Source organism: Stenotrophomonas sp. GD04054, assembly GCF_029836955.1.
Classification (GTDB): domain Bacteria; phylum Pseudomonadota; class Gammaproteobacteria; order Xanthomonadales; family Xanthomonadaceae; genus Stenotrophomonas; species Stenotrophomonas maltophilia_A.
In genome coordinates, this window is record NZ_JAOECR010000002.1 from 29087 (window position 1) to 51387 (window position 22301).

At 67.6% G+C, this 22301-nt stretch carries 21 protein-coding genes; 6 read left to right on the forward strand and 15 right to left on the reverse strand.

The features are described 5' to 3' along the window. Positions 1–46 precede the first annotated feature (46 nt). The 14 genes from N7573_RS01885 to N7573_RS01950 form a co-directional block, all read right to left on the reverse strand. Complete coding sequence (locus N7573_RS01885) at positions 47–1237, reverse strand: 1-deoxy-D-xylulose-5-phosphate reductoisomerase (protein ID WP_279912328.1); 1191 nt, start codon at positions 1235–1237, stop codon at positions 47–49. 2 nt (positions 1238–1239) lie between these two features. After that, complete coding sequence (locus tag N7573_RS01890; protein ID WP_010486331.1) at positions 1240–2076, reverse strand: phosphatidate cytidylyltransferase; 837 nt, start codon at positions 2074–2076, stop codon at positions 1240–1242. Next, positions 2073–2840 carry a polyprenyl diphosphate synthase gene (uppS, locus tag N7573_RS01895; RefSeq protein ID WP_032127943.1) on the reverse strand — a complete coding sequence of 256 codons (768 nt, stop codon included), beginning with the start codon at positions 2838–2840 and terminating at the stop codon, positions 2073–2075. Before uppS ends, N7573_RS01890 begins: the two co-directional genes overlap by 4 nt. A 5-nt stretch (positions 2841–2845) precedes the next feature. Beyond that, entirely contained in the window at positions 2846–3400 is a 555-nt protein-coding gene (gene frr, locus N7573_RS01900) for a ribosome recycling factor (RefSeq protein WP_032127942.1), read from the reverse strand. A 96-nt stretch (positions 3401–3496) separates the two neighbouring features. Then, positions 3497–4225, reverse strand: coding sequence for a UMP kinase (pyrH, locus tag N7573_RS01905; protein ID WP_032127941.1), 729 nt, complete (start codon positions 4223–4225; stop codon positions 3497–3499). A 121-nt stretch (positions 4226–4346) separates the two neighbouring features. After that, positions 4347–5885, reverse strand: a complete 1539-nt coding sequence (locus tag N7573_RS01910; RefSeq protein ID WP_279912329.1) for a GGDEF domain-containing protein — start codon at positions 5883–5885, stop codon at positions 4347–4349. 245 nt (positions 5886–6130) lie between these two features. Continuing rightward, complete coding sequence (tsf, locus tag N7573_RS01915; protein WP_032127939.1) at positions 6131–7006, reverse strand: translation elongation factor Ts; 876 nt, start codon at positions 7004–7006, stop codon at positions 6131–6133. Between the two features lie 126 nt (positions 7007–7132). After that, positions 7133–7939 (reverse strand): 30S ribosomal protein S2, encoded by an 807-nt coding sequence (gene rpsB, locus N7573_RS01920; protein ID WP_005408748.1) that lies wholly within the window; start codon positions 7937–7939, stop codon positions 7133–7135. Between the two features lie 219 nt (positions 7940–8158). Continuing rightward, entirely contained in the window at positions 8159–8857 is a 699-nt protein-coding gene (locus N7573_RS01925; RefSeq protein WP_279912330.1) for a molecular chaperone, read from the reverse strand. Beyond that, complete coding sequence (locus tag N7573_RS01930; protein WP_049399532.1) at positions 8857–9075, reverse strand: hypothetical protein; 219 nt, start codon at positions 9073–9075, stop codon at positions 8857–8859. The genes N7573_RS01925 and N7573_RS01930 overlap by 1 nt, the downstream gene beginning before the upstream one ends. Positions 9076–9306: 231 nt before the next feature. After that, positions 9307–10344: a spore coat protein U domain-containing protein gene (locus N7573_RS01935; protein WP_279912331.1), complete on the reverse strand. Its 1038-nt coding sequence runs from the start codon at positions 10342–10344 to the stop codon at positions 9307–9309. Next, a complete protein-coding gene (locus N7573_RS01940) occupies positions 10341–12719 on the reverse strand; it encodes a fimbria/pilus outer membrane usher protein (RefSeq protein WP_279912332.1) in 2379 nt (792 codons plus the stop codon). The genes N7573_RS01935 and N7573_RS01940 overlap by 4 nt, the downstream gene beginning before the upstream one ends. Positions 12720–12726: 7 nt before the next feature. After that, a complete protein-coding gene (locus N7573_RS01945) occupies positions 12727–13476 on the reverse strand; it encodes a molecular chaperone (RefSeq protein ID WP_049399527.1) in 750 nt (249 codons plus the stop codon). Continuing rightward, a complete protein-coding gene (locus N7573_RS01950) occupies positions 13476–14006 on the reverse strand; it encodes a spore coat U domain-containing protein (protein WP_032127934.1) in 531 nt (176 codons plus the stop codon). The genes N7573_RS01945 and N7573_RS01950 overlap by 1 nt, the downstream gene beginning before the upstream one ends. A 173-nt stretch (positions 14007–14179) precedes the next feature. Here N7573_RS01950 and map point away from each other — a divergent pair, with 173 nt between their 5' ends. The 6 genes from map to dapE are packed head-to-tail and all read left to right on the forward strand — an operon-like array spanning position 14180 to position 21139. Next, positions 14180–15022 carry a type I methionyl aminopeptidase gene (gene map, locus N7573_RS01955; protein WP_080291753.1) on the forward strand — a complete coding sequence of 281 codons (843 nt, stop codon included), beginning with the start codon at positions 14180–14182 and terminating at the stop codon, positions 15020–15022. Positions 15023–15024: 2 nt separating this feature from the next. Further along, the gene (locus N7573_RS01960; protein WP_049399523.1) at positions 15025–17652 is read left to right on the forward strand and encodes a [protein-PII] uridylyltransferase; all 2628 of its coding nucleotides are present in this window, start codon (positions 15025–15027) and stop codon (positions 17650–17652) included. Continuing rightward, positions 17652–18731: a 2,3,4,5-tetrahydropyridine-2,6-dicarboxylate N-succinyltransferase gene (gene dapD / locus N7573_RS01965; RefSeq protein WP_032127931.1), complete on the forward strand. Its 1080-nt coding sequence runs from the start codon at positions 17652–17654 to the stop codon at positions 18729–18731. Before N7573_RS01960 ends, dapD begins: the two co-directional genes overlap by 1 nt. 2 nt (positions 18732–18733) lie before the next feature. Then, entirely contained in the window at positions 18734–19603 is an 870-nt protein-coding gene (locus tag N7573_RS01970) for a hypothetical protein (protein WP_279912333.1), read from the forward strand. 31 nt (positions 19604–19634) lie between these two features. Beyond that, positions 19635–20006, forward strand: coding sequence for an arsenate reductase (locus N7573_RS01975; protein ID WP_279912334.1), 372 nt, complete (start codon positions 19635–19637; stop codon positions 20004–20006). Further along, positions 20003–21139 carry a succinyl-diaminopimelate desuccinylase gene (dapE, locus tag N7573_RS01980; protein ID WP_279912335.1) on the forward strand — a complete coding sequence of 379 codons (1137 nt, stop codon included), beginning with the start codon at positions 20003–20005 and terminating at the stop codon, positions 21137–21139. Before N7573_RS01975 ends, dapE begins: the two co-directional genes overlap by 4 nt. Positions 21140–21205: 66 nt before the next feature. Here dapE and N7573_RS01985 read toward each other — a convergent pair whose 3' ends face one another. Next, positions 21206–22090, reverse strand: a complete 885-nt coding sequence (locus tag N7573_RS01985) for a sel1 repeat family protein (protein WP_279912336.1) — start codon at positions 22088–22090, stop codon at positions 21206–21208. Between the last annotated feature and the right edge of the window lie 211 nt (positions 22091–22301).

Consider the following 22301-nt stretch of genomic DNA (forward strand, 5'->3'; position numbering starts at 1 on the left):
CAGTGGCGGGCAGGGGCGGCGTCGTCATGCTGGGCGAGGCGGTCGTTCAGGCGGCGTCGATGGCGTTCAGGGTCAGCTGGCGTGCCCGCTGGTCGGCGGACAACAGGACCTCCAGTGTATCGGCTGGCTGGGTCGGCAGTGTTGAAAGAGCGTTAGCAACCAGCTCCGGGATGGTCAGGAAACCGATCCGGCCCTGAAGAAACGCTGAAACCGCCTCTTCATTGGCAGCGTTCAGCACCGCCGGGGCGGTGCCGCCGGCCCGCATCGCCTGCCAGGCCAGGGCCAGGCAGGGGAAGGCGTCGGTGTCCGGGGCCTCGAAATCGAGCCGGCCCTGGGCCAGCAGATCCAGCCCGGATACGCCCGATTCAATGCGTTGTGGCCAGCCCAGGCCAACGGCCAGTGTGGTGCGCATGTCCGGCAGGCCCATCTGCGCCAGGGTCGAGCCGTCCACGAACTCGACCAGCGAGTGGACCAGGCTCTGCGGGTGCACCAGCACTTCGATGCGCTCACCGGGGATGCCGAACAGGTGGTGGGCCTCGATCACTTCCAGGCCCTTGTTCATCAACGTCGCCGAATCGACCGAGATCTTCGGCCCCATCGACCACTTCGGGTGGGCAACGGCCTGGGCCGGGGTGACCTGGGCCAGTTCGGCGCGGCTGCGGCCACGGAACGGGCCGCCGGACGCAGTGAGCAGGATGCGACGCACGCCGGCGCCATCGACGCTGGCATCGCGCGAGCGCAGGCACTGGAAGATCGCGCTGTGTTCGCTGTCGATCGGGATGATCTCGGCGCCGGCGCGTTCAGCGGTGCGGGTCAGCAGCTCACCGGCCAGCACCAGCGATTCCTTGTTGGCCAGCAGGATGCGCTTGCCCGCGGCGGCGGCGGCCAGGGTGGAAGACAGTCCGGCCGCACCGACGATGGCGGCGACCACCGTGTCGCAGGCATCGCTGGCGGCCAGCTGGTCCAGCGCGGCATGGCCGGCATGCGCCTCGGTGGCCAGTCCGGCATCGCGCAGGCCATCGCGCAGCTCAGCGAACAGCGATTCGTCGGCGATCACCGCGTGCGCGGGCCGGTGCTGGCGGCACAGTGCCAGCAACGCCTGCACCTGACGACCGGCGGCCAGCACGGTGGCCTGGTAGCGCTGCGGGTGGCGGGCGATCACGTCCAGCGTGGAAGCACCGATCGAGCCGGTGGCGCCGAATACGGCGACCCGGCGCAGGTCTGCGACAGCATTCATGGTCAGAACCCGAAGATTTCCTTGCCGAGTGCGAACACCGGCACTGCAGCCAGGACGCCGTCGACACGGTCGAGTACGCCACCATGGCCCGGAATCAGGTGGCCCGAGTCCTTGGCGCCCGCGTGGCGCTTGATCAGGCTTTCGAACAGATCACCCAGCACCGAGGCGAACACGGCCACCACCGAAGTGATCAGCAGGCCCGGCAGGTGTGCGGTATCGATGCCGGCCAGCCAGCCCAGGCCGACGGCCACGGCGACACCGGCCAGCAGGCCGCCGAACAGGCCTTCCCAGGTCTTGTTGGGGCTGATGCGCGGGGCCAGCTTGTGCTTGCCGAAGTGACGGCCGGCGAAATAGGCGCCCGAATCGGCCGCCCAGACCAGTGCCAGCGCAGCCAGCAGCCACAGGTGGCCCTGCTTGCCCGGCGGATCGCCGCCCGCATGGATCAGCACCAGCGCGGCCCAGGCCGGAACGATGGCCAGCGTACCGGCCAGCATCTTCACGATGCGCGAGGGTGCCGACGGCTGCGCGCCGAAATTGAAGAAGCGCAGCCAGACCAGCGCCGCCAACCACCAGGCAACACCGGCCAATGTGGTGATCTGGAACAGCACCAGCGTGCTGCCATCGGCCCACACCAGCAGCACCATCAGCAGCAGGTTCAGTACCAGCAGCACGGTGCGCGCCAGGGTGTCTTCAATGCCGGCCAGCTTCAGCCACTCCCACAGGCCGATCAGCAGCACCGCAGCGGCCGCCGCTGCCAGCCATTGGGTCGGCAGCAGCAGGATCGCGGCAATGGCGACCGGCGCCATGATCAGCGCGGCAAGGACTCGGGTCTTGGTCATGGGCTGGAAGTCTCGGTGGCCAGTGCGGCGATCTGGGCGCTGGTCAGGCCGAAACGACGCTCACGGCTGCCGTAGGCGTCCAGCGCCTGCTGCAGCAGGGCGGGATCGAAGTCTGGCCACAGTGCCTCGGTGAACCACAGCTCGGTGTACGCCAGCTGCCACAGCAGGAAGTTGCTGATGCGGGTGTCGCCACCGGTGCGGATGAACAGGTCCGGTGGCGGCAGGTCGGCCAGGGCGACCTGGCTGCCCAGCAGCGATTCGTCGATCTGTTCGGGCAGCAGGCGGCCGGCGGCGACTTCAGCGGCCAGCGCGCGCGCGGCACGGGCGATGTCCTGGCGGCCACCGTAGCTGGCGGCGATCGACAGGGTCAGGGTGGTGTTGTCTGCGGTGCGCTGCTCGGCCAGCTGCATGCGGCTGACCAGCCCGGCACCGAAGCGTTCGCGCTCGCCGATGAAGCGCACGCGCACGCCACGCCGATGCAGCTCGTCCACTTCGCGGTCGAGCGCGCCGAGGAACAGCTTCATCAACGCATCGACTTCTTCCTGCGGCCGGCCCCAGTTCTCGCTGGAAAACGCGAACAGGGTCAGCGCCGGAATGCCCAGCTCAAGGCAGCGCTCGATGGTGCGGTTGACCGCACGCGCGCCGGCCCGGTGGCCGATCACGCGCGGACGACGGCGCTGCTGTGCCCAGCGTCCATTGCCATCCATGATGATGGCAATGTGGCGGGGCAGGGCGGCCGGCAACGGAGGCGGGACTGAAGGCATCGACTTCAGACCGACAGCAGTTCTTTTTCCTTGTCGGCAACGACCTTGTCGACGTCCTTGATGTTGGTGTCGGTCAACTTCTGGATGTCGTCCTCACCGCGCTTCTTCTCGTCTTCGCTGATCGCCTTGTCCTTGACCAGCTTGGCGATTTCCTTGTTCGCGTCCTGACGGATGTTGCGGATCGCGATCTTGGCGCCTTCGCCTTCCTTCTGCACCTGCTTGGCCAGCTCCTTGCGGCGCTCTTCGGTCGGCGGCGGCATGTTGATGCGGATCGCGGTGCCCAGGGTGTTCGGGGTGAACTCGGCGTTGTAGAGACCCTTTTCGATCTCCTTGATCATGCTCTTGTCGAACGGCGTGACCAGCAGCGAGTGGGCGTCGGCGTTGGAGATCGATGCGACCTGGTTCAGCGGGGTGCTGGCGTTGCCATAGGCGCTGACCGTGACGCGGTCCAGCAGGGCCGGGGTGGCGCGGCCGGTGCGGATCGAGGTGAGGGTGTGCTTCAGAGCGTCGATGCTCTTGGCCATGCGCGTCTGCGCGTTGTTCTTGATGTCGTTGAGCATCGCCCGGTCCTGGGTGTAACTGGAATCGGGCGATTATAGGCGAATACGGGACGCTGCCGGGCCAGAATCGGCCCGGAGCTCGCCTGGCGCTCAGGCTCAGGCCGGGTCGCGGCCCTGGACCAGGGTGCCGATGTTCGCGCCGCTGAGGATCTTCAGCAGCTCGCCCGGCTGGCCCATGTCGAACACGCGCATCGGCAGGTCGCTGTCGCGGGCCAGTGCGAAGGCCGCGGTATCCATCACTTCCAGGCCGCGGCGGATCACTTCGTCGTAGCTCAGGCTGTCGAAACGGACCGCGTCGCTGTGCTTGTTCGGGTCCTTGTCGTACACGCCATCGACCTTGGTGGCCTTCAGCAGCAGGTCGGCACCGATCTCGATCGCACGCAGCGCGGCGCCGGAGTCGGTGGTGAAGAACGGGCTGCCGACGCCGGCGGCGAAAATCACCAGGCGGCCCTTTTCCAGGTGGCGGATGGCGCGGCGGCGGATGTAGTCCTCGCACACGTCGTTGATCTTGATCGCGCTCATCACGCGGGCCTTGGCGCCCAGCTTTTCCAGAGCGTCCTGCATGGCCAGGGCATTGATGACCGTGGCCAGCATGCCCATCTGGTCGCCGGTGACCCGGTCCATGCCGCCAGCGGCCAGGCCGGCGCCGCGGAAGATGTTGCCGCCGCCGATCACCAGCGCCACTTCGGCACCGGCCTGCTGGGCTTCGATGACCTCACGGGCCAGGCGATTGATGATCTTCGGGTCGATGCCGTAGTCCTCATCTCCCATCAGCGCCTCCCCGGACAGTTTCAGAAGGATGCGGCGATAGGCGAGCTTGGACATAGGGACCTCGGGTGCGTGGAAATCGCGGGCGATTCTACGCGCATGCGGCGTTGGGCCAAAGTGTTTTGTGCACTGCGGCGCGAAATCCTGCCGTCCGCCCCGCTCACGCGGGGCGTCCCGTTCAGCCCAGCTCGGCGCCGGCGGTGGCTGAAAGCTCGTCGTGGCCGAGGGCGCCGGGGGAGCGGGCGATCACCCGGTTGCGGCCCAGGTTCTTCGAGCGGTACAGCACATCGTCGGCTGCGCGCAGCAGGTCCTGCACGTCGGCAAAGCGTTCGTAGCCGCCCTGGGTGGCCACGCCGGCGGAGAAGGTGACGAACAGCGGGCCTTCCTCCAGCTCGGCCATCGGCGTGGCGACGATGTTGGCCAGCACACGCCGGATCACGTCCAGCGCCACCGATTCACTGGTGTTGGGCAGCAGCGCGACGAATTCCTCGCCACCGAAGCGGGCCACGGTGTCGCTGTTGCGCAGCTGGCCCTGCAGCTTGCCGGCAAAGGCGCGCAGCACCTCGTCGCCGGTCAGGTGGCCGTGGGCATCATTGATTTTCTTGAAGTCGTCCAGGTCGATGAAGGCCACCGACAGCGGCCAGCCCTGGCGCCCGGCGCGCAGGAACTCCTGTTCCAGCACCGCCTCTAGCTGGCGGCGGTTGAGCACGCCGGTCAGGGCGTCGCGGTGGGCCTGGTCGGCCAGGCGCTTGGCCCGCGCCTCGAATTCGTCGGCGCGGCGGCGTGCCTGATCGGCATCCTGCAGCTCGCGCAGGTTGCGCAGGGTGGCCAGTTCCTGCGCGTGGTCGATCAGCTCACGGACCCGCGAGGGCGAGTTCAGGCCGGCCTCGAACAGGCTGGCGATATCCGGCAGGGCATCGCTGATGCGGGTCAGCACCTGGTCGAAACGGGCGCTGTCGAGTTCCAGCCGGTCATGCACCTGGTGCAGGGCGCGTTCGCGGGCGGTATCGGCGTCTTCGTCCAGCCAGATGTCGGCGACAGCGCCGGACAGCTGTACGCAGGCCTGGAACGGCGAATCGGCAGCGTCGTCGTCCTCGCTGTGGCTGATGCTCTCCACCAGGTAGCGCGGCAGGCCCCACTGTTCGGCCACCCAGGCGCCGACATCGGCGTGGCTGCAGCCCAGTTCCTCGCGCTCGCGTGCGACCAGATCGGTATTGTCACGGGCTTCGCGCAGCAGTGGCAGGTAGCGCTCCGATTCGGCCTGGGCCAGGCACAGCACGCCCAGGTCCTGCAGCAGCCCGGCCAGCATCAGTTCCTCCAGCCGGCGCAGGCCGCGCGCCTGGCCCAGCTGGCTGGCGGCCAGGGCGCTGAGAATGCTGCGCTTCCACGCGCGCTGGCGCAGGTCGTGGTCGGCACCGCCGCCACCGGTCAGGCCCTGGGTGACGGTGAAGCCGAGGGCGAGGCTGATCGTGGCATTCAGGCCGAGCATGGTCAGCGCCTGGCCGAGGTTCTCGATGCGGCGGCGGCTGGCGTACAGCGGCGAATTGGCGATGCGCAGCATGCGAGCGCTCAGCGCCATGTCGATGGCGATGATGTCGGCGGCGGTGGCGATGTCCGCTTCCGGGTCCTGGGCCAGCTCGATGATGCGCAGGGCAATACCGGGTGGCGAGGGCAGGTTGCGGCAGAGCGCCAGGGCAGCTGTCAGCTCGGGAGGCATGTCGGGTCGTTCAATTCCATTGGGACAAGAATACCTAGGAATGCATCACAGTCCGCGATTTTCGTTCCTGCTATGTGACTGTGGATTCCCTGCGCCGAGTATCGGCTTGATTCGCGCGCAACGCAAAGGTGCCGGTTGTGCGCACCAACCGATGGGGCATGGGTTCATCCCTTGGCCCATACATAAAAAAAGAGCCGCGGTTTCCCGCGGCTCCTTCTGGTCGCTTCACAGCCGGAAGGCTGGAATCAGACCTGCATCGCCTTGGCAACTTCAGCGGCGTAGTCTTCCACCACCTTCTCGATGCCTTCGCCGACGATCAGCAGCTTGAAGCCCGCCACGTCGGCGCCAGCGGCCTTGACCACCTGCTCGACGGTGGTGTCGCCCAGCACGTAGGTCTGGCCGTACAGGGTCACGTCGCTGACGATCTTGTTGATCTTGCCGCTGATGATCTTTTCCAGGATCTCGGCCGGCTTGGCCTTGTCCTTTTCGGACATCTTGGCCAGCTCGATTTCCTTTTCCTTCTCGACGAACTCGGCCGGGACGTCCGCAGCCTTGTTGTGCGGCGGCTTCAGGGCTGCCACGTGCATGGCCAGGCCACGGGCCAGCTCGACGTCGCCGCCGACCAGGTCGACCAGCACGCCAACCTTGCCGTTGGTGTGGACGTAGGCGCCGATGGTGTTGTTGCCATCAACCTTCACCATGCGACGGATCTGGATGTTTTCACCCAGGGTCTGCACGGCGGTGGCGCGGGCTTCTTCAACGGTGCGGCCATCGGCCAGCTTGGCAGCCTTCACGGCTTCGACGTCGTTGGCGCCCGATGCCAGGGCGGCAGCGGCGACGGCATTGACGAAGGACTTGAAGTTGTCATCGTTGGCGACGAAGTCGGTTTCCGAGTTGACTTCGACCAGCACGGCCTTGCCGCCATCCTGGGCCAGGCCCAGACGGCCTTCGGCGGCCACGCGGTCAGCCTTCTTGTCGGCCTTGGCAGCGCCGGACTTGCGCATGGCTTCAGCAGCAGCGTTGATGTCGCCGTTGGCTTCGGTGAGAGCCTTCTTGCATTCCATCATGCCGGCGCCGGTGCGCTCGCGCAGTTCCTTGACCAGGGAAGCAGTGATTTCCACGGGATTACCTCACGAAAGAAAGGGGTTGGGCCGGCATGGTGGCCGGCCCGTGTGACACGGTCCTGTCACGCGTCAAAGGCTGCGCGCAGGGAGGGTGGACGCCGGGCGTCCACCCCGGGGCCTGGATCAGGCCTGGGCGTCGTCGCCCTTCTTGGCAGCCTTCTTGGCCGGAGCGCGGCGGGCCGGCTTCTCTTCGCCTTCGGCAGCAGCTTCGGCGAACTCTTCCTCACGCACCGAAGCAGCGTGCGGAGCAGCAGCCTTGCCTTCCAGCACGGCGTCGGCAGCGGCGCGGGCGTACAGCTGCACAGCGCGGATGGCGTCGTCGTTGCCCGGGATGGCGTAATCAACCAGTTCCGGGTTGTAGTTGGTGTCGACCACGGCGATGACCGGGATGCCCAGCTTCTTGGCTTCCTTGATCGCGATGTCTTCGTGGCCGATGTCGATCACGAAGATGGCGTCCGGCAGACGGTTCATGTCCTTGATGCCGCCCAGCGAGGCTTCCAGCTTGTCGCGCTCGCGACGCAGGCCCAGCACTTCGTGCTTGACCAGCTTCTCGAAGGTGCCGTCGGTTTCACCGGCTTCCAGTTCCTTCAGGCGGGCAACCGACTGCTTGACGGTACGGAAGTTGGTCAGGGTGCCGCCCAGCCAACGCTGGTTCATGAACGGCATGCCACAACGCTCGGCTTCTTCCTTGATGGTTTCGCGGGCGCTGCGCTTGGTGCCCAGGAACAGGACGGTGCCGCGCTTCTGGGCAACCGACGAGATGAAGTTCATCGCATCGTTGAACAGCGGGACGGTCTTTTCCAGGTTGATGATGTGGATCTTGCCGCGGGCGCCGAAGATGTACGGAGCCATCTTCGGGTTCCAGTAGCGGGTCTGGTGGCCGAAGTGGACGCCGGCTTCCAGCATCTGACGCATGGTGACCTGGGGCATTGCAATACTCCTGATATGGAACCGGCGATTCCGCCCGCGGGATAGGTGTGCGGGACGCGTGGAAGCGCGGATGGTTCCGGGGTTGGGCTTCCCTGTTGCCTCCGTGGCCGAACTCCTTGCGGAGCACCCCGGCACGGATGGGGGCAGCAGGTGTGGATTCACCGGTGACGTCCGGTGTGGACGGTCTCCCGCGCACGCAGGCGGCAGGAATCCGGTCGATTATAGCCCGCTGGGAGCGCTCGCTGCAATTGCCGGGGCCGGCGCGGTCAGATCGACCACGCGGCCGTCCTGCAGCCGGGCCTGGAAATGGCCACCGGCATAGCCGTCGGCATGGACGGGGAGGGCCCAGCGGCGTTCCCGGCCCGCCAGCAGGTAGCCGGCCAGTCCCGGCAGCAGCAGGGTGCGACGGCCATCGCCGGCGACGAACGCAAGATCGTGCAGGCGGGCGTGTACCGTGCCTGCGTTATGCAGTCGCAGAAGGGGCTGCGACGTGCCGGATTCGATCCCGGCATGCAGGTCCTGCCGCGCCAGGGGCGCCGCATGCCCCCGGAACAAGGGCAGCGAGTAGCGTGGTAGGTCCGGTCCGCTGGGGCTCAGGATCACCCGGTAGGCCTGCTCGACGGCAACGGGCGACGTCTCCCGAGGCAGCAGCCAGATGCGTTGACGGGTGCCGGGCGGGAGGTCGAGCCGGGCGGGGCTGGCCAGGATCTGGTCGCTGGGCCGCAGCTTTTCCGCATCGACCTGCTGTTCCCAGGCCAGGATCCGAACCTCGCCCTGCCAGCGGCCGGGCCCGGGGTTGTACAGCCACAGCTCGCCGTGCCCCCCTTCGGCGGGCAGCTGCAGGGTGGTGGGCACCAGGTCCAGCGCCGCAGCGGGCAGTGCCAGCAGCAGTGCCAGCAGGCTCAGCAGGATGCGCATCAGTAGATGAGGGTCACGGCAGGCGCCGCGTCGTCGCTGTCGGCCGGCGGCGCGAGGTCGCGGATCTGTTGCGGAAGCTCGGGCGCGTCGCTGCGCCGGTGCGGTGCCGTGCATCGGGTGTTGCCGGCATCACTGCTGCAGCCCTCGACCACAGTCAGCCGGATCTGCAGGGAGGTGCTGCCGGGATCGGCCCACGCGGGCGTACTGGCGACCAGCATCGCCCCGATCAGAAGTGCGCGAACCACCTGCCATCCACCGTACTGTAGGACCCGTTGCGCGGTATCGGCCGGATCGGCCGAATCTGTAGGCTCGACTGCCAGTCGACTGGTCCTGGCGCAGGAGGGATGCGCGCATCCACGCACGGCGTGGATCTACCGGAACCCACCCCGGTGGGTGCCGACGATTCCAAACCCATCCCGGTGGATGCCGACCGTTGGTCGGCACACAGGTCAGTAAGTGATCGTCACCTGCACCAGATCGTTGTAGGTACCGGCCGGGGGCTGGCCGGTGACCGGCGGCACCCGGCCATGGATGGTCAGCTGCTGCGCGCTGCCACTTCCGGTGCCGCCAACGGTATCGACATTGAGGGTATTGCCCCAGCGCAGGCTGCGCGCGGCGTCGCGGTACAGCTCATAGGGGAGGTAGTAGGTGCCGCTGCCAATGGTGGTGGCCATGCGCCGGGTGGTGGAGGCGGCGGGGTTGTTCTGGCCGTTGTTGAGGCTGATCTGGTAGGCGGTGTTCTTCAGGCAGGTCAGCGTGAGCGTGGCGGTCCGGTCGATGTTGGCGGGAATGCTGCCGGTGACGTTGCCGAAGTCCATGTTGGTGGTGACGTAGCTGCCGCATTGCGGCAGCACGTTGGCAGTGGCAGTGAAGCTGAAGGCCGCACTGGCGCTGTTGGTGCCGGTTGCGCCGCCGTTGCAGGCGGCCGGCACGGTGGCGTTGCCGAGCAGGACTTCATTCCAGGCCCAGGTGAGCACCACGTTGGCGCCACTGAAGGTGCTGCTGTAAGCACCCGAAGCGAGGATCTGGTTGGCGGGGATCTGCGCGAACAGCTGCACGGACTGCGCACCGCTGCCGCCGGTCAGCAGCGGCACGTTGTAGCTCATGGTCAGTTCCTGCGCCGGCGGCGTGCCGCGTGGCACCAGGCCGGTGACCTGGCCGTAGCTGGCGTTGTTGTAGAGCTGGAAATTCATGGTGTCGCTGGTGGAGGTGGACATCTTGCGGAAGGTGGAGCTGCTGCCGCCGCCACTGCCTGCGCCGACACCCACGCAGACGCGGACGCCGGTGGTGGCCAGCAGGCTCAGTGCGGCGGTGGTGCAGGTCACCGTGATGTTCAGCGTCGCCGCCGTAGGGCCGGGAGCGTTGCTGTTGATGTTGCCGAACGGCAGGGTCGGGTTCGCGGTTGCCGTGCAGACCGCTGTCGCCTGGGCCGGTAGTGCCGCGAGCAGGCCGGCGAACAGCAGCATGCCGAGCAGCAGCACTCTCATGGCGCCACCTCCGGGATGCACGGCAGCGGTGCCGGCTTCGGCCGGGCGCCGGACGCCACTACCTTGGGCGGCTCGGGTACCTTCACCCGGCACTGGCCGCGGCTGGTGGTGATGTACAGCACGCTGCCGGCAGCGACGTCTTCCAGATACAGCAGGCCGTCATAGCCCACCGTGGCCTGGCGTCCGCCGGGCAACTGCACTTCGCTGCCCACTTCCAGCGGCTGCCCGTCCATGCTCTGCAGCGTCAGGCTCAGAGAGGGCCGCGAGCGCAACTGGAATGTCACGTGGGTCCCCGCGCGCTGGCGCGGCGTCACCCAGTCCTCGATGCGGTCGGCACGCATGTCCTCGGGCAGGTCCAGGGTGTCGATCGAGACCCGGTTGCGCTGCCAGGACAGCAGCGGGCTGACCAGCAACAGGCCACGATCATCGGTGACGCCGATCAGGCGGTTCTCCAGCCGCACCGGCACGCCACCGACACCATTGGTGCTGATCACCGCGAATGCATCGGAGACCTCGCGGGTGGCGAACGCGTGCCCGCCCATCCAGACCAGGCTGCCACTGGCGCTGCCGTAGGCATAGTTGAGCCCGCCCTGGCGCGAGGCCCCGAAGGAGTAGCGGCCGACGTCATTGAGGATGCCGACTTCGGTCAGGCCGCCACTGCCGTCCTCGCCGTGGCGCACCTGCGCGCGCCAACCGATGCCGCCTGCACTGCCATCGCCGGGCACCGGCTGGGTGACGTCGGCCACCCAGGTCTGGCTGTCGCCATTGCGCTGGCTGGACAGGCTGGCCTGGCGGTTGTTGCCCAGGCTGGCGGTTACCGACAGATAGATGCTGCGGTCATCACTCTGGTCCAGGTTCTGGTTCACCGAGAGGTAGGCTGACCAGCGCTGGCTCCAGGTACGCGACCAGAACAGGCTGGCGTAGCGGTTGTCTTCGCCATCGGGGTAGCGCAGGCGCAGGTAGCTGGCGCTGAGCGTGCCCAGCCGCAGCAGGTCGGCGCCGACCGTGGCCTGTTCGCTGATGCTCGGCGGCAGGTTGCCCTGCAGTGCGCCCAGGTCGCGGTAATCACCATGGCTGCGCACGGTGCGCAGATTGACGTTGAGTCGGCGGTTGTTCCAGCTGTAGCCCAGTGCCCATTGCCCGCCCTGCAGGCCGTGATAGTCACTGTGCGCATAGGCGGCGTTGAACACGCCCGCGCCACCCAGCAGCCACCAGCCGCCGATGCCGGCCTGGGCCAGGCCACCACCGCCTTCGGCATGAGCCTCGCCGGTGAACGTGTCACTGATGCCACCGCGCCAGCTGGCACTGGCCACGGTGCGGTCGTCGTAGGCGAAGGAGCGTTGGCCGAAGTCCTCACGCAGGTGGCCGATGCCGGCGGACCAGTCCGACAGGCCCTTGGCCAGCAGCTGCTGGGTGCCATAGAAGCTGAAATCCAGGGTCTGCATGCGGCCGAACGCATCGGTCACCACCACCTGTGCGCTGCCGGTGCCGCTGATCCCCGGCTGTGCGGCCAGCTGGAACGGGCCGACCGGGACCTGGCCGCTGTACTGGCGCAGGCCATCGACGTACAGCTCGACCGTGGACGGCACCACCGCCTGGCCGAGGAAACTGGGCGTGGGGGTCAGCACGCGATAGGGCTGCAGGCCGTAGTTGCGACCGATCTGCAGGCCACCCAGGCGCACCGGACGGGTCCAGTCGACGAAGCCGCTGTAGAAATCGCCGACCTCCAGCGTCATCGCCTGGTCGGGGAAATCCAGGCTCCAGCGCGTATCCAGGCGCACGCTCTCCCCTCGCCAGAGACGGTCGCCAGGCTGCTGGTAGCGCCTGCTGACCGCGGTGTTTTCGAAGGTGCCGTTGCCGACGCCGAACAGGCGCAGTTCGGAGCTCAGGCTGAGGTTGCCCAGCGTATCCACCCGGCTGCCATACACGTCGTAGTTGAGCAGCAGTCCGGGTGAGGCACTGCCTGCGGGCGCGCGTGTCTGCGGGCGGCTGAGCACGGTGGTTGGCAGGGTCAGCTGGTCCAGTGGCACGTCCAGCGCCAGGGTCTGCAGGCGTGCGTCATAGCGCACCACCGCGCCGCTGATCTGGTCCAGGTACACCGGTGCATCGCCGTGGGCGTTGAAGCCGAGCTGGCGCAGTACGTCGGGGCTGGCCTGCAGGCGGCCACGGTTCTCGATGAAAGGCAGCAGTCCGCGTGGGGTGCTGTTGAGCGAAACGTCCAGGTACAGCGTCTGGTTGGCGGTCAACGGTGTGGGCGGTGGCAGCATCGCATCGGCGGAGATGCCTGATACATCGGCGGTGGCGGTAGCCGCTGCACCGGACACATCGGCGGCTTGGGTCGCCGCAGGAGCCAGGGCAGCAAGCAGCGCGCCCATCAACGCCTCAGCGAGCCGATGGGGGCGACAGCGGCGTCTGTTCCGACTCGCCATTGAGTTTGGCCGTGATCTGGTCGTTGTCGCGGTCGATCGCCGTGCGCTCGATCGGCCAGCGCATCACCTGCCCGGGCAGCACGTAACCCAGCAGTCCGGGATGCACGATGCGTGGGCGCGTGGGGCTGCCCAGCGCAAGATCGGCGATCTGCGCATAGCTGTTGCCTGCGTTGGCCACCTCGACGCCGTTGCGGCCATCGGGCAACTGCACCAGGCGGGCCTGCAGCTGCGGCGCAAGCTTGCCGGCGGCGGGCTGCACGAACACCGGTATCGAATAGCGCAGCACGAACTGCATGCCGTCGGCGCGGGTGGCCAGGTCGGGCACCTCGTCGACAATCAGCCTGTAGTACTGCTGTGCCGGCGGTGGCGTCCTGTCCGGACGCATCACCCGGACCAGCTGCTGCTGCCCGGCAGCCAGTTCCTGCATCGGCGGGGTGACCACCAGTTCATCGGTGGGCAACAGTTGCTCCTGGCCGTCCTGCTGCACCCAGCGGAACACCCGAACCTGCAGCTTCACCGGCGAGGTGCCACTGTTGGTCAGCCAAAGCTCGCCGGCACGCTGGCGCGCTTCCAGCTGCAGGCTGGTCGGGGCGACCTGCAGGCTGGTGGCTTCGACCGGGGCGGCGAATACCAGGCTCAGGACGAGCAGCGCCACGCCGGTGGCGCGCCACGGGCGGGGTCCGGCCATGCGGGCGTGCTCCATCAATAGGTGATCGTGGCGGTAACCGTATCCAGGTAGTTGCCGGTCGCCGGGTTGTTGGTGCTCAGGTTCAGGATCTGGCCGTAGACGATGTAGGGCACGGCCAGGCCGGTGCCGATGCCAGCCTGCGTGTTGGTGCCGGAGGTGGCACCCCAGACCAGGGTGTGCGCGGCGTCCTGGTAGAGCTGGTAGCCGACGTAGTTGTTGGCGGTCACCGCGGCGTTGGTGTTCTTCATCCGGCGAGTGGTGACGTCATTGGCGGTGCTGGCATTGGCACCCGCATTCAGTGAAATCGTGTACGGGGTCAGTGCCGAGCACTGGGCGGTCACCGTGCCCTGGCCCAGGGTGGGGGTCGCGGTGGTCGAGGCCGCCGTGCCGAAGTCAACGTTGGTGGCGGCAGCAGCCGTGATCGTGCAGGCCTTGGTCACCACCAGGGTGACATTGAAGGTGGTGGTGTCTGCGGCCAGGGCCGGGCCGGACAGCAGGACCCCGGCCAGGGCCCAGGCAAGCGGGGAACGAAGCGCGGATCGCATGGACAACCTCCCTGACCCGAAGGTCCGTTGAACAAGGCGAAGGCGGCACGTTCGGCACCGCTTCGGCGACGGTGACCCCAGCTTAGGAGGCGTAAGTGTCTGTATTCCGTGATAAACAGGGAGGCGAAAGGGGGGCGGCGATCACGCTTTCACTTTCCTTGCCGGAACCGTGCATGGCCCGGATCGCCAGTTGGGTGGCGTTCGTTCAGATTGCGGCCGGATCGGCGATAATGGGGGCCATGAGCGTGAATCTGAAAACCCCGCAGGAAATCGAGATGATGCGAATCGCCGGCCGCATGGCCAGCGAAGTGCTCGACATCGTCACCCCCCACGTCAAGCCCGGTGTCACCACCGAGGAACTGGACCGCATCTGCCACGACCACATCGTGAACGTGCAGGGCGCCGTTCCGGCCAACGTCGGCTACCGCGGCTTCCCGAAGACCGTGTGCACCTCGGTCAACAACGTCATCTGCCATGGCATCCCCAGCGAAGGGAAGGTGCTCAAGGATGGCGACATCATCAACATCGACGTCACCGTCATCAAGGATGGCTGGCACGGCGACACCAGCCGCATGTACTTCGTCGGCACCCCGTCGGTGATGGCCCGCCGCCTGGTGGAAACCACCTACGAAGCCATGTGGCGCGGCATCCGCGCGGTGCGTCCGGGCGCGACCCTGGGCGACATCGGCCATGCCATCCAGAGCTATGCCGAAGGCGAGCGTTTCAGCGTGGTGCGCGAGTACTGCGGCCACGGCATCGGCAAGGTCTACCACGATGAACCGCAGGTGGTGCATTACGGCCGCCCGGGCCAGGGCCTGGTGCTGCAGCCGGGCATGACCTTCACCATCGAGCCGATGATCAACGAGGGCACCCGCTACAACAAGGTGCTGCCGGATGGCTGGACCGTGGTGACCAAGGACCGCAAGCTGTCGGCACAGTGGGAGCACATGATCGCGGTCACCGAGACCGGCGTGGACGTGCTGACCCTGTCGCCGGGCGAGTCGCAGGTCTCCTGACGATGCTGCCGGCGAGTTCGCTGCTGGACACGCCGGCCGCGTCGCTCAACGACCCGGACTGGGCTGCTGCCGCGCGCCAGGCGCTGCAGCAGGCCGACGCGCGCCTGTACCGCCGCTTCGACCAGGGCGACAACATCGAGCGCCTGCTGGCGCTGCGCGCGCGCGCTGCCGACCATCTGATCCGCCTGGCCTGGCAGCGCTGCCTGCCGGCCGACAGCGGGCTGTCGCTGTTCGCGGTCGGCGGCTATGGCCGCGGTGAACTGTTTCCGCGTTCGGACATCGACCTGCTGGTGTTCGGCGATCCGCCGGCACAGCTGGCCCATGAGGCGGCGCTGGCGCGCCTGTTCGCGCTGCTGTGGGACTGCGGATTGGCCGTCAGCCATGCGGTGCGTTCTGCATCGCAGTGCCGCGAGGCGGCAGCGGACCAGACCGTGCTGACCGCGCTGATCGAGGCGCGCCCGATCCTGGCCGATGATGTGGCGCGCCGCGCGCTGCGCGAGGCCGTCGACGATCGTGAACTGTGGCCGGCGCGCACCTTCTTCCTGGCCAAGCTGGAAGAGCTGCGCAACCGACACCAGCGCTTCGGCGATACCGCCGACAACCTGGAGCCGGACCTGAAGGATGGCCCCGGCGGCCTGCGCGATCTCAATACGCTGGGCTGGATGGCGTTGCGTGCCTTCGGCGTGCGTGACCTGGAGGCGCTGGTCGGGCTCGGCCATCTGGGCGCAGACGAAGCGGCAGCACTGAAGCGCGAACGTGCGGTGCTGGCGCGGCTGCGCTTTGGCCTGCATCTGGTCGCGCGTCGCCCGGAAGAGCGCCTGCGTTTTGATTATCAGAAGACCTTGGCGGCACGCCTGGGCTTTGAAGACGATGCCGAGAACCTCGGTGTCGAGAAGATGATGCAGGGCTTCTACCGCGCCGCGCTGGTCGTGCGCCGGATCAGCGACCGCCTGCTGCAGCGCTTCGAGGAACAGTTCGATGGCGAGGCGCAGCCGGAGCCGCTGACCGTGGGTTTTTCCCTGCGCCGTGGTTACCTGGCGGCCAACGAAGCCGACTGGCCGCGCGGCGACATCGGCCAGGTGTTCGCGCTGTTCGCCAGCTGGGCCAACAATCCGCAGGTGCGCGGCCTGCATTCGCTGACCGCGCGTGCGCTGGCCGAAGCGCTGCCGCTGCTGCCGGCCTACGACCAGGCTGATGCCGATGCACGCGAGCAGTTCCTGGCGCTGCTGCGCGGCCAGCGCCCGGTCGATACGCTCTCGCGCATGGCACGGTTGGGCGTGCTTGGCCAGTGGATTCCCGCTTTTGCCCAGGTCAGCGGGCGCATGCAGTTCGATCTGTTCCATGTCTACACCGTCGACCAGCACACGCTGATGGTCCTGCGCAACATCGGCCTGTTTGCCAGCAGCCGTGCCGACGAGCGCTTCTCGATCGCGCACGAAGTGTGGCCGCGCCTGCGCAAGCCGGAACTACTGCTGCTGGCCGGCCTGTTCCATGACATCGCCAAGGGCCGTGGCGGCGACCACTCGGAACTGGGCGCGGTGGACGCGCGCGCGTTCTGCCAGGCGCATGCGCTGAGCACGTCCGACACCGAACTGGTGGCGTGGCTGGTCGAACAGCACCTGCGCATGTCGGTGACCGCGCAGAAGCAGGACATCGCCGATCCGGAAGTGATCCATCGCTTCGCCACCCTGGTCGGCAGCCGCGACCGCCTGGACTACCTGTACCTGCTGACCTGCGCCGACATCGCCGGCACCAGCCCCAAGCTGTGGAATGCATGGAAGGACCGCCTGCTGGCCGACCTGTACTTCGCCACCCGGCGCGCGCTGCGCGAGGGGCTGGAACACCCGGTGCCGGCGGCCGAGCGCGTGGCCGAAGCGCGTGACAGCGTACGCGCGCTGGTGCGCGAGCGGGGTTACGACGATGCCACCATCGATCGCCAGTTCGCGGTGATGCCCGACGAAGGCTTCATCCGCCTGCGCCCGGAGCAGCTGGCCTGGCAGGCTGCCGCGCTGGTGCCGGTGAAGCAGGGCCAGGCGCTGGTGAAGGTACGCCGGATCAGTGTCGACGATCCCGCGCTGGAAGTCTTCGTGCATTCGCCGGACCGCGACGGCCTGTTCGCCGCGATCGTGATGACGCTGGACCGCAAGGGCTACGGCATCCACCGCGCACGCGTGCTGGACGGTCCGGCCGATACCATCTTCGATACCTTCGAAGTGAACCCGGCCGATACCTTCGCCGATGGCAGTAGTGCCAACCTGGAAGCGGCGCTGCGCGAGGCACTCAGTGGTGACCTGTCGCGCCTTCGGCCGTCACGCCGGGTGGTGCCACGGCAGCTGCGGCACTTCCGCTTCGCCCCGCGCATCGAATTCCGCGATGAGCCGGGCGCAACCCGTTTCGCCCTGGTCGCCCCCGACCGCCCCGGCCTGCTGGCCGATGTGGCGTTCGTGCTGCGCAATCAGGGCCTGCGCGTGCATGATGCACGCATTGCCACGTTCGGCGAACGCGCCGAAGACACCTTCGTGATCAGTGACGAACACGACCTCCCCCTGACTGAACCTGCCCGGCAGCAGCTGCATGACGCGATGCTGGCCTGCCTGGACCCTGATCGAAACGCCGGAGACCCCGCCTGATGGCCACCAAGCCCGCCAAGAAGACCGCTGCGACCCCCAAGAGCGCAGCGGCCCGGAAACCTGCTGCTGCCGCACCGGCCGCGAAGAAGACCCCAGCGCCGAAGAAGGCCGCTGCGGTGACGGCCCCGGCGAAGAAAGCGGCTGCGGTGAAGCGTGCTGTGAAGAAGCCGGCGCCGGCCAAGAGTGCCGAAGCGGTCCGCGCCGAAACCATTGCCCGCAAGTCGCTGCGCAAGCCGTCGGCCCCGGGCGTGGAAGAGCTGAAGTTCGGCATCGAGAGTGCCTTCGAGCGCCGCGCTACCTTGACCCTGCACGAGCTGGAAGGCTCGACCAAGCCGCTGGTCAACCGCGTGATTGACGGCCTGGAGAGCGGTGAGTTCCGTGTTGCCGAGCCGGACGGCCAGGGTGGCTGGAAGGTCAACGAGTGGCTGAAGAAGGCCGTGCTGTTGTACTTCCGTGTCAATGACATGGCCGTGGTCGACGCCCGTCCGGCGCCGTTCTGGGACAAGGTCGAATCGCGCTTCGCCGGCTATGACGAGGCGAAGTTCCGCCGTGGTGGCGTGCGCGTGGTGCCGGGCGCGATCGCCCGCCGCGGCACCTACTTCGGCAAGGACGTGGTGCTGATGCCGAGCTTCACCAACATCGGCGCCTACGTCGGCGAAGGCACCATGGTCGATACCTGGGCCACCGTCGGCTCCTGCGCGCAGATCGGCCAGCACTGCCATCTGTCCGGCGGCGCCGGTATCGGTGGCGTGCTGGAACCGCTGCAGGCCAGCCCGACCATCATCGAGGACCACTGCTTCATCGGTGCGCGCTCGGAAGTGGTGGAAGGCGTGGTGGTCGGCCACCACAGCGTGATCGGCATGGGCGTGTTCCTCAGCCAGAGCACCCGCATCTACAACCGTGCCACCGGCGAAATCACCTACGGTTACATCCCGCCGTACAGCGTGGTGGTGTCCGGCTCGCTGCCGAGCAAGGACGGTACCCATTCGCTGTACTGCGCGGTGATCGTCAAGCAGGTTGATGCCAAGACCCGCAGCAAGACCAGCGTCAACGACCTGCTGCGCGGCCTGGCCGACTGAAGGTGACTGCGCCGGAGGATCTGGCGCAGTCCGCGATCTACCGGCATCCGTCCGACACCCTGGTCGGGCGGATGCTGCCGCGCCTGCTGCACGCCCCGCGCTGGACCCGGCTGCGCCGCGCGCTGTCGCGGCGCTGGCCGATGCCGGCGCTGGTCAGCGATGTACGCGACGTGGTCTACGTGAGCTGGTGGGTCGACGTGCGTCACGCACCAATGCCACCGCCGGGCCATCATTACGTGGTCCATGCCGGACGCACGCCTTACACCATCCTCAGCTACCGTCACGGCCACTTCGGGCCCGCGCTGGCTGGGCCGCTGCGTTCCCTGATGCCGTCACCACGGCAGAGCAACTGGCGCTGGTACCTGCGTCGTGACGACGATCCGGACGGGACGCCGGTGGTGCTGTTCGACCGCAACGTGATGGACCAGCTGGCCTTTGTCGCCGGCGCGCGCGTTTTCAGCGATGCCATGCAGCCGCATCTGTCCACACACTTCGAGCATGTGGTGCGCACCGATGGCGATGGGCACACCCTGATCGAAGGCGGGCAGGGCAGTGCGCCGAGGTTGCACCTGCAGTGGCAGGCCGCTGCAGGCTGGGAGGATGGGGCGGCGTGGTCGGCGGCCTTCGACGGCCACCAGGCCCTGCTGCGTTTCCTCACCTGCCAGGACGAGGCCATCGCCCGTACCTGCGACGGCCGCTGGGCCAGCACCCGCATCGCGCTGCCGGTGGAGATCGACAGCCTGCAGCCCCTGCGCCTGATCGGTGAGCAGCAGTGTCCGCGGCTGCAGGCGATGGACTTGGCGCTGCAGGAAGGGCTGGCCTTCCGGCTGCCACGGGTGCCGTTCCGGGTCGTGTCCGAGCGCCTGTTGTGAGATTCTGGCCCTCTGTTTTCCAGCATCACAGATGGCCATGAGCACCACTGTCTACGGTTTGAAGAACTGCGATACCTGCAAGAAGGCGACCAAGTGGCTGGACCGCTTCGGCGTGCCTTACACCTTCGTCGATTACCGCGAGAACAAGCCGAGCCCGGAAACACTGCTGGTGTGGGCTGGGCAGCTGGGGGGCCTGGCCGCGATGGTGAACAAGTCCTCCACTACCTGGCGGCAGTTGCCGGACAACCGCAAGGCCGCGGACTCCGAGGCCGAATGGAAGCTGCTGCTGCGCGAGTACCCGCAGCTGATCAAGCGCCCGCTGGTGGTCACCGCCGACGGCACGGTCAGCCAGGGTTTCAGTGACAACGGCTTCAAGGCCCGCTTCGGCGTGGGTGACGCATGAGCGCGGTCCTCGACCTGACCTGCGAGCTGATCGCACGACCCTCGGTGACGCCCGATGATGCCGGTTGCCAGGCGCTGCTGGCGGCACGCCTGAAGCAGGCCGGGTTCCAGTGCGATCACCTGCGCCTGGGCGAGGTCGACAACCTGTGGGCGACCCATGGCCAGGGCACGCCGGTGCTGGTGCTGCTGGGCCATACCGACGTGGTGCCGACGGGCCCGCGCGAGGCCTGGGCCAGCGACCCGTTCACGCCGCAGATCCGTGACGGCGTGCTGTACGGCCGTGGCGCCGCCGACATGAAGGGCAGCGTGGCGGCGTTCGTGGTCGCCGCCGAGCAGTTCGTCGCCGCACATCCCGATCACCCTGGCACGCTGGCGGTACTGCTGACCAGCGACGAGGAAGGCGATGCCATCGATGGTGTGCGTCACGTTGCACGGCTGTTCGCCGAGCGCGGCCAACGCATCGACTGGTGCATTACCGGTGAACCGTCGTCGACCGCGATCCTGGGTGACCTGCTGCGCGTGGGGCGTCGTGGCAGCCTGTCGGCCAAGCTGCGCGTGCAGGGCGTACAGGGCCACGTGGCGTACCCGGATAAGGCGCGCAACCCGATTCACCAGGCTGCTCCGGCCCTGGCCGAACTGAGCGCGCGGCGCTGGGATGACGGCTACGAGAGTTTCCCGCCGACCAGCCTGCAGGTCTCCAACATCCATGCCGGCACCGGTGCCAACAACGTGATTCCCGGCGAGCTGGAGGTGGATTTCAACATCCGCTACAACCCGCACTGGGATGCACCGAAGCTGGAGGCGGAGATCACCGCATTGCTGGACCGCCATGGCCTGCAGTACACGCTGAAGTGGCACCGCAGCGGCGAGCCGTTCTACACCCCGGAAGGCACGCTGCGCGCCACCGCGCGTGCGGTGCTGGCCGAGCACATCGGCCGTGCGCCGGAAGAAAGCACCGGCGGCGGCACGTCAGATGCACGCTTCATCGCGCCACTGGGTGCGCAGTGCATCGAAGTGGGGCCGGTCAACGCCAGCATCCACCAGGTGGATGAGAACGTGCGCGTGGACGATCTGGAAGCGTTGCCGGGGCTGTACCAGCGCCTGGTGGAACGGCTGCTGGTGGGAACCCCATGACGGAATGAATCCCGCGAGGGTGGGTGCCGACCGTTGGTCGGCACGCCTCCCGCCGGGGCCGCTTCTCTACTCGGAAAAAATAAAGAACGGCGGCTCGACCGCTTTCTTCCAGTAACTTGGCGCGGCCATGTAGAAGTGTTGCGCCTCGGCTCTGGCGAACCAGCGCGCCGCCGCGTCGGTGTCTTTCTCCACACCCGGCGCACTGCGGCCCAGCAGCAGACCGGCGAAGTACTGGCCGAACACATTGCCCTTCTCACCGGCGCGCTGGTACAGCTGCAGCGCACGCGCCGGATCGCGCGGCAGTCCCATGCCTTTCTCCAGCAGCGCGCCCAGGTCGACCTGCGCTTCGGCGTCGCCGTGCTCGGCACGACGCTGGATCTGCGCCACCAGCGGATGCACGGTGTCACCCTGTGCGGCCACCGCATCCGGCAGTCGCGACGACGAACTCGGGTAGCGCTCGTAGATCATTCCGCGCAGGTCCCAGCGCAGCGCCTGCTGCGCGTCGCCTCGCTGGCGGTAGGCCTTGGCGAGCCCGTAGAACGCATAGGGATTGCCGTGGTTGGCAGCCGCCAGATACGCGCGTTCGCCACGTCGCCAGGACGCGCGCAGGACAGGTGCCGGGTTGATGTGGGGGCTGTCGGCATGCTGCAGCCTGCCGGAGATCCAGATCCGGCCCAGTGCTTCTTCCGCTTTGGTGTTGTGGAAGGTCCAGGGCGTGACCGCGGCAGCACGCTCGTAGTAGGCGACGGCGCGCGGATCGTTGAAACGTTCGAAGGTCTGCGCAGTGTCCCAGGCTCCGTCGAAGCTGCCGTCGGTGCCGCGTTGCTCCAGTGCCTGCTGCTGCGCCAGCGCCAGCGGCAGCGTGGAGGGCGGAGGCAGGGTCTGGCAGGCGGCCAGGCCCAGGCAGAGCAGGGCGGCCAGCGCCGCGTTGCGTCCAGTACGGTGTTGCATTTCCATTACACGTTTCACGGCGGTCCATTATGCGCGCCGGGGAGTGGTTGCCAACGCAACGGTTGCGCCGTGCCGGAAACCGGGGTAGGGTCGATGCCATGTCGATCCGCCTGGCCACCGCCGTCAATAACAACAACCGCAATAATCTGCGCGCGAATAATCGTGCGCGGCCGATGCGGGACTGCGACCTGGGTAGATAGACAGCAACACA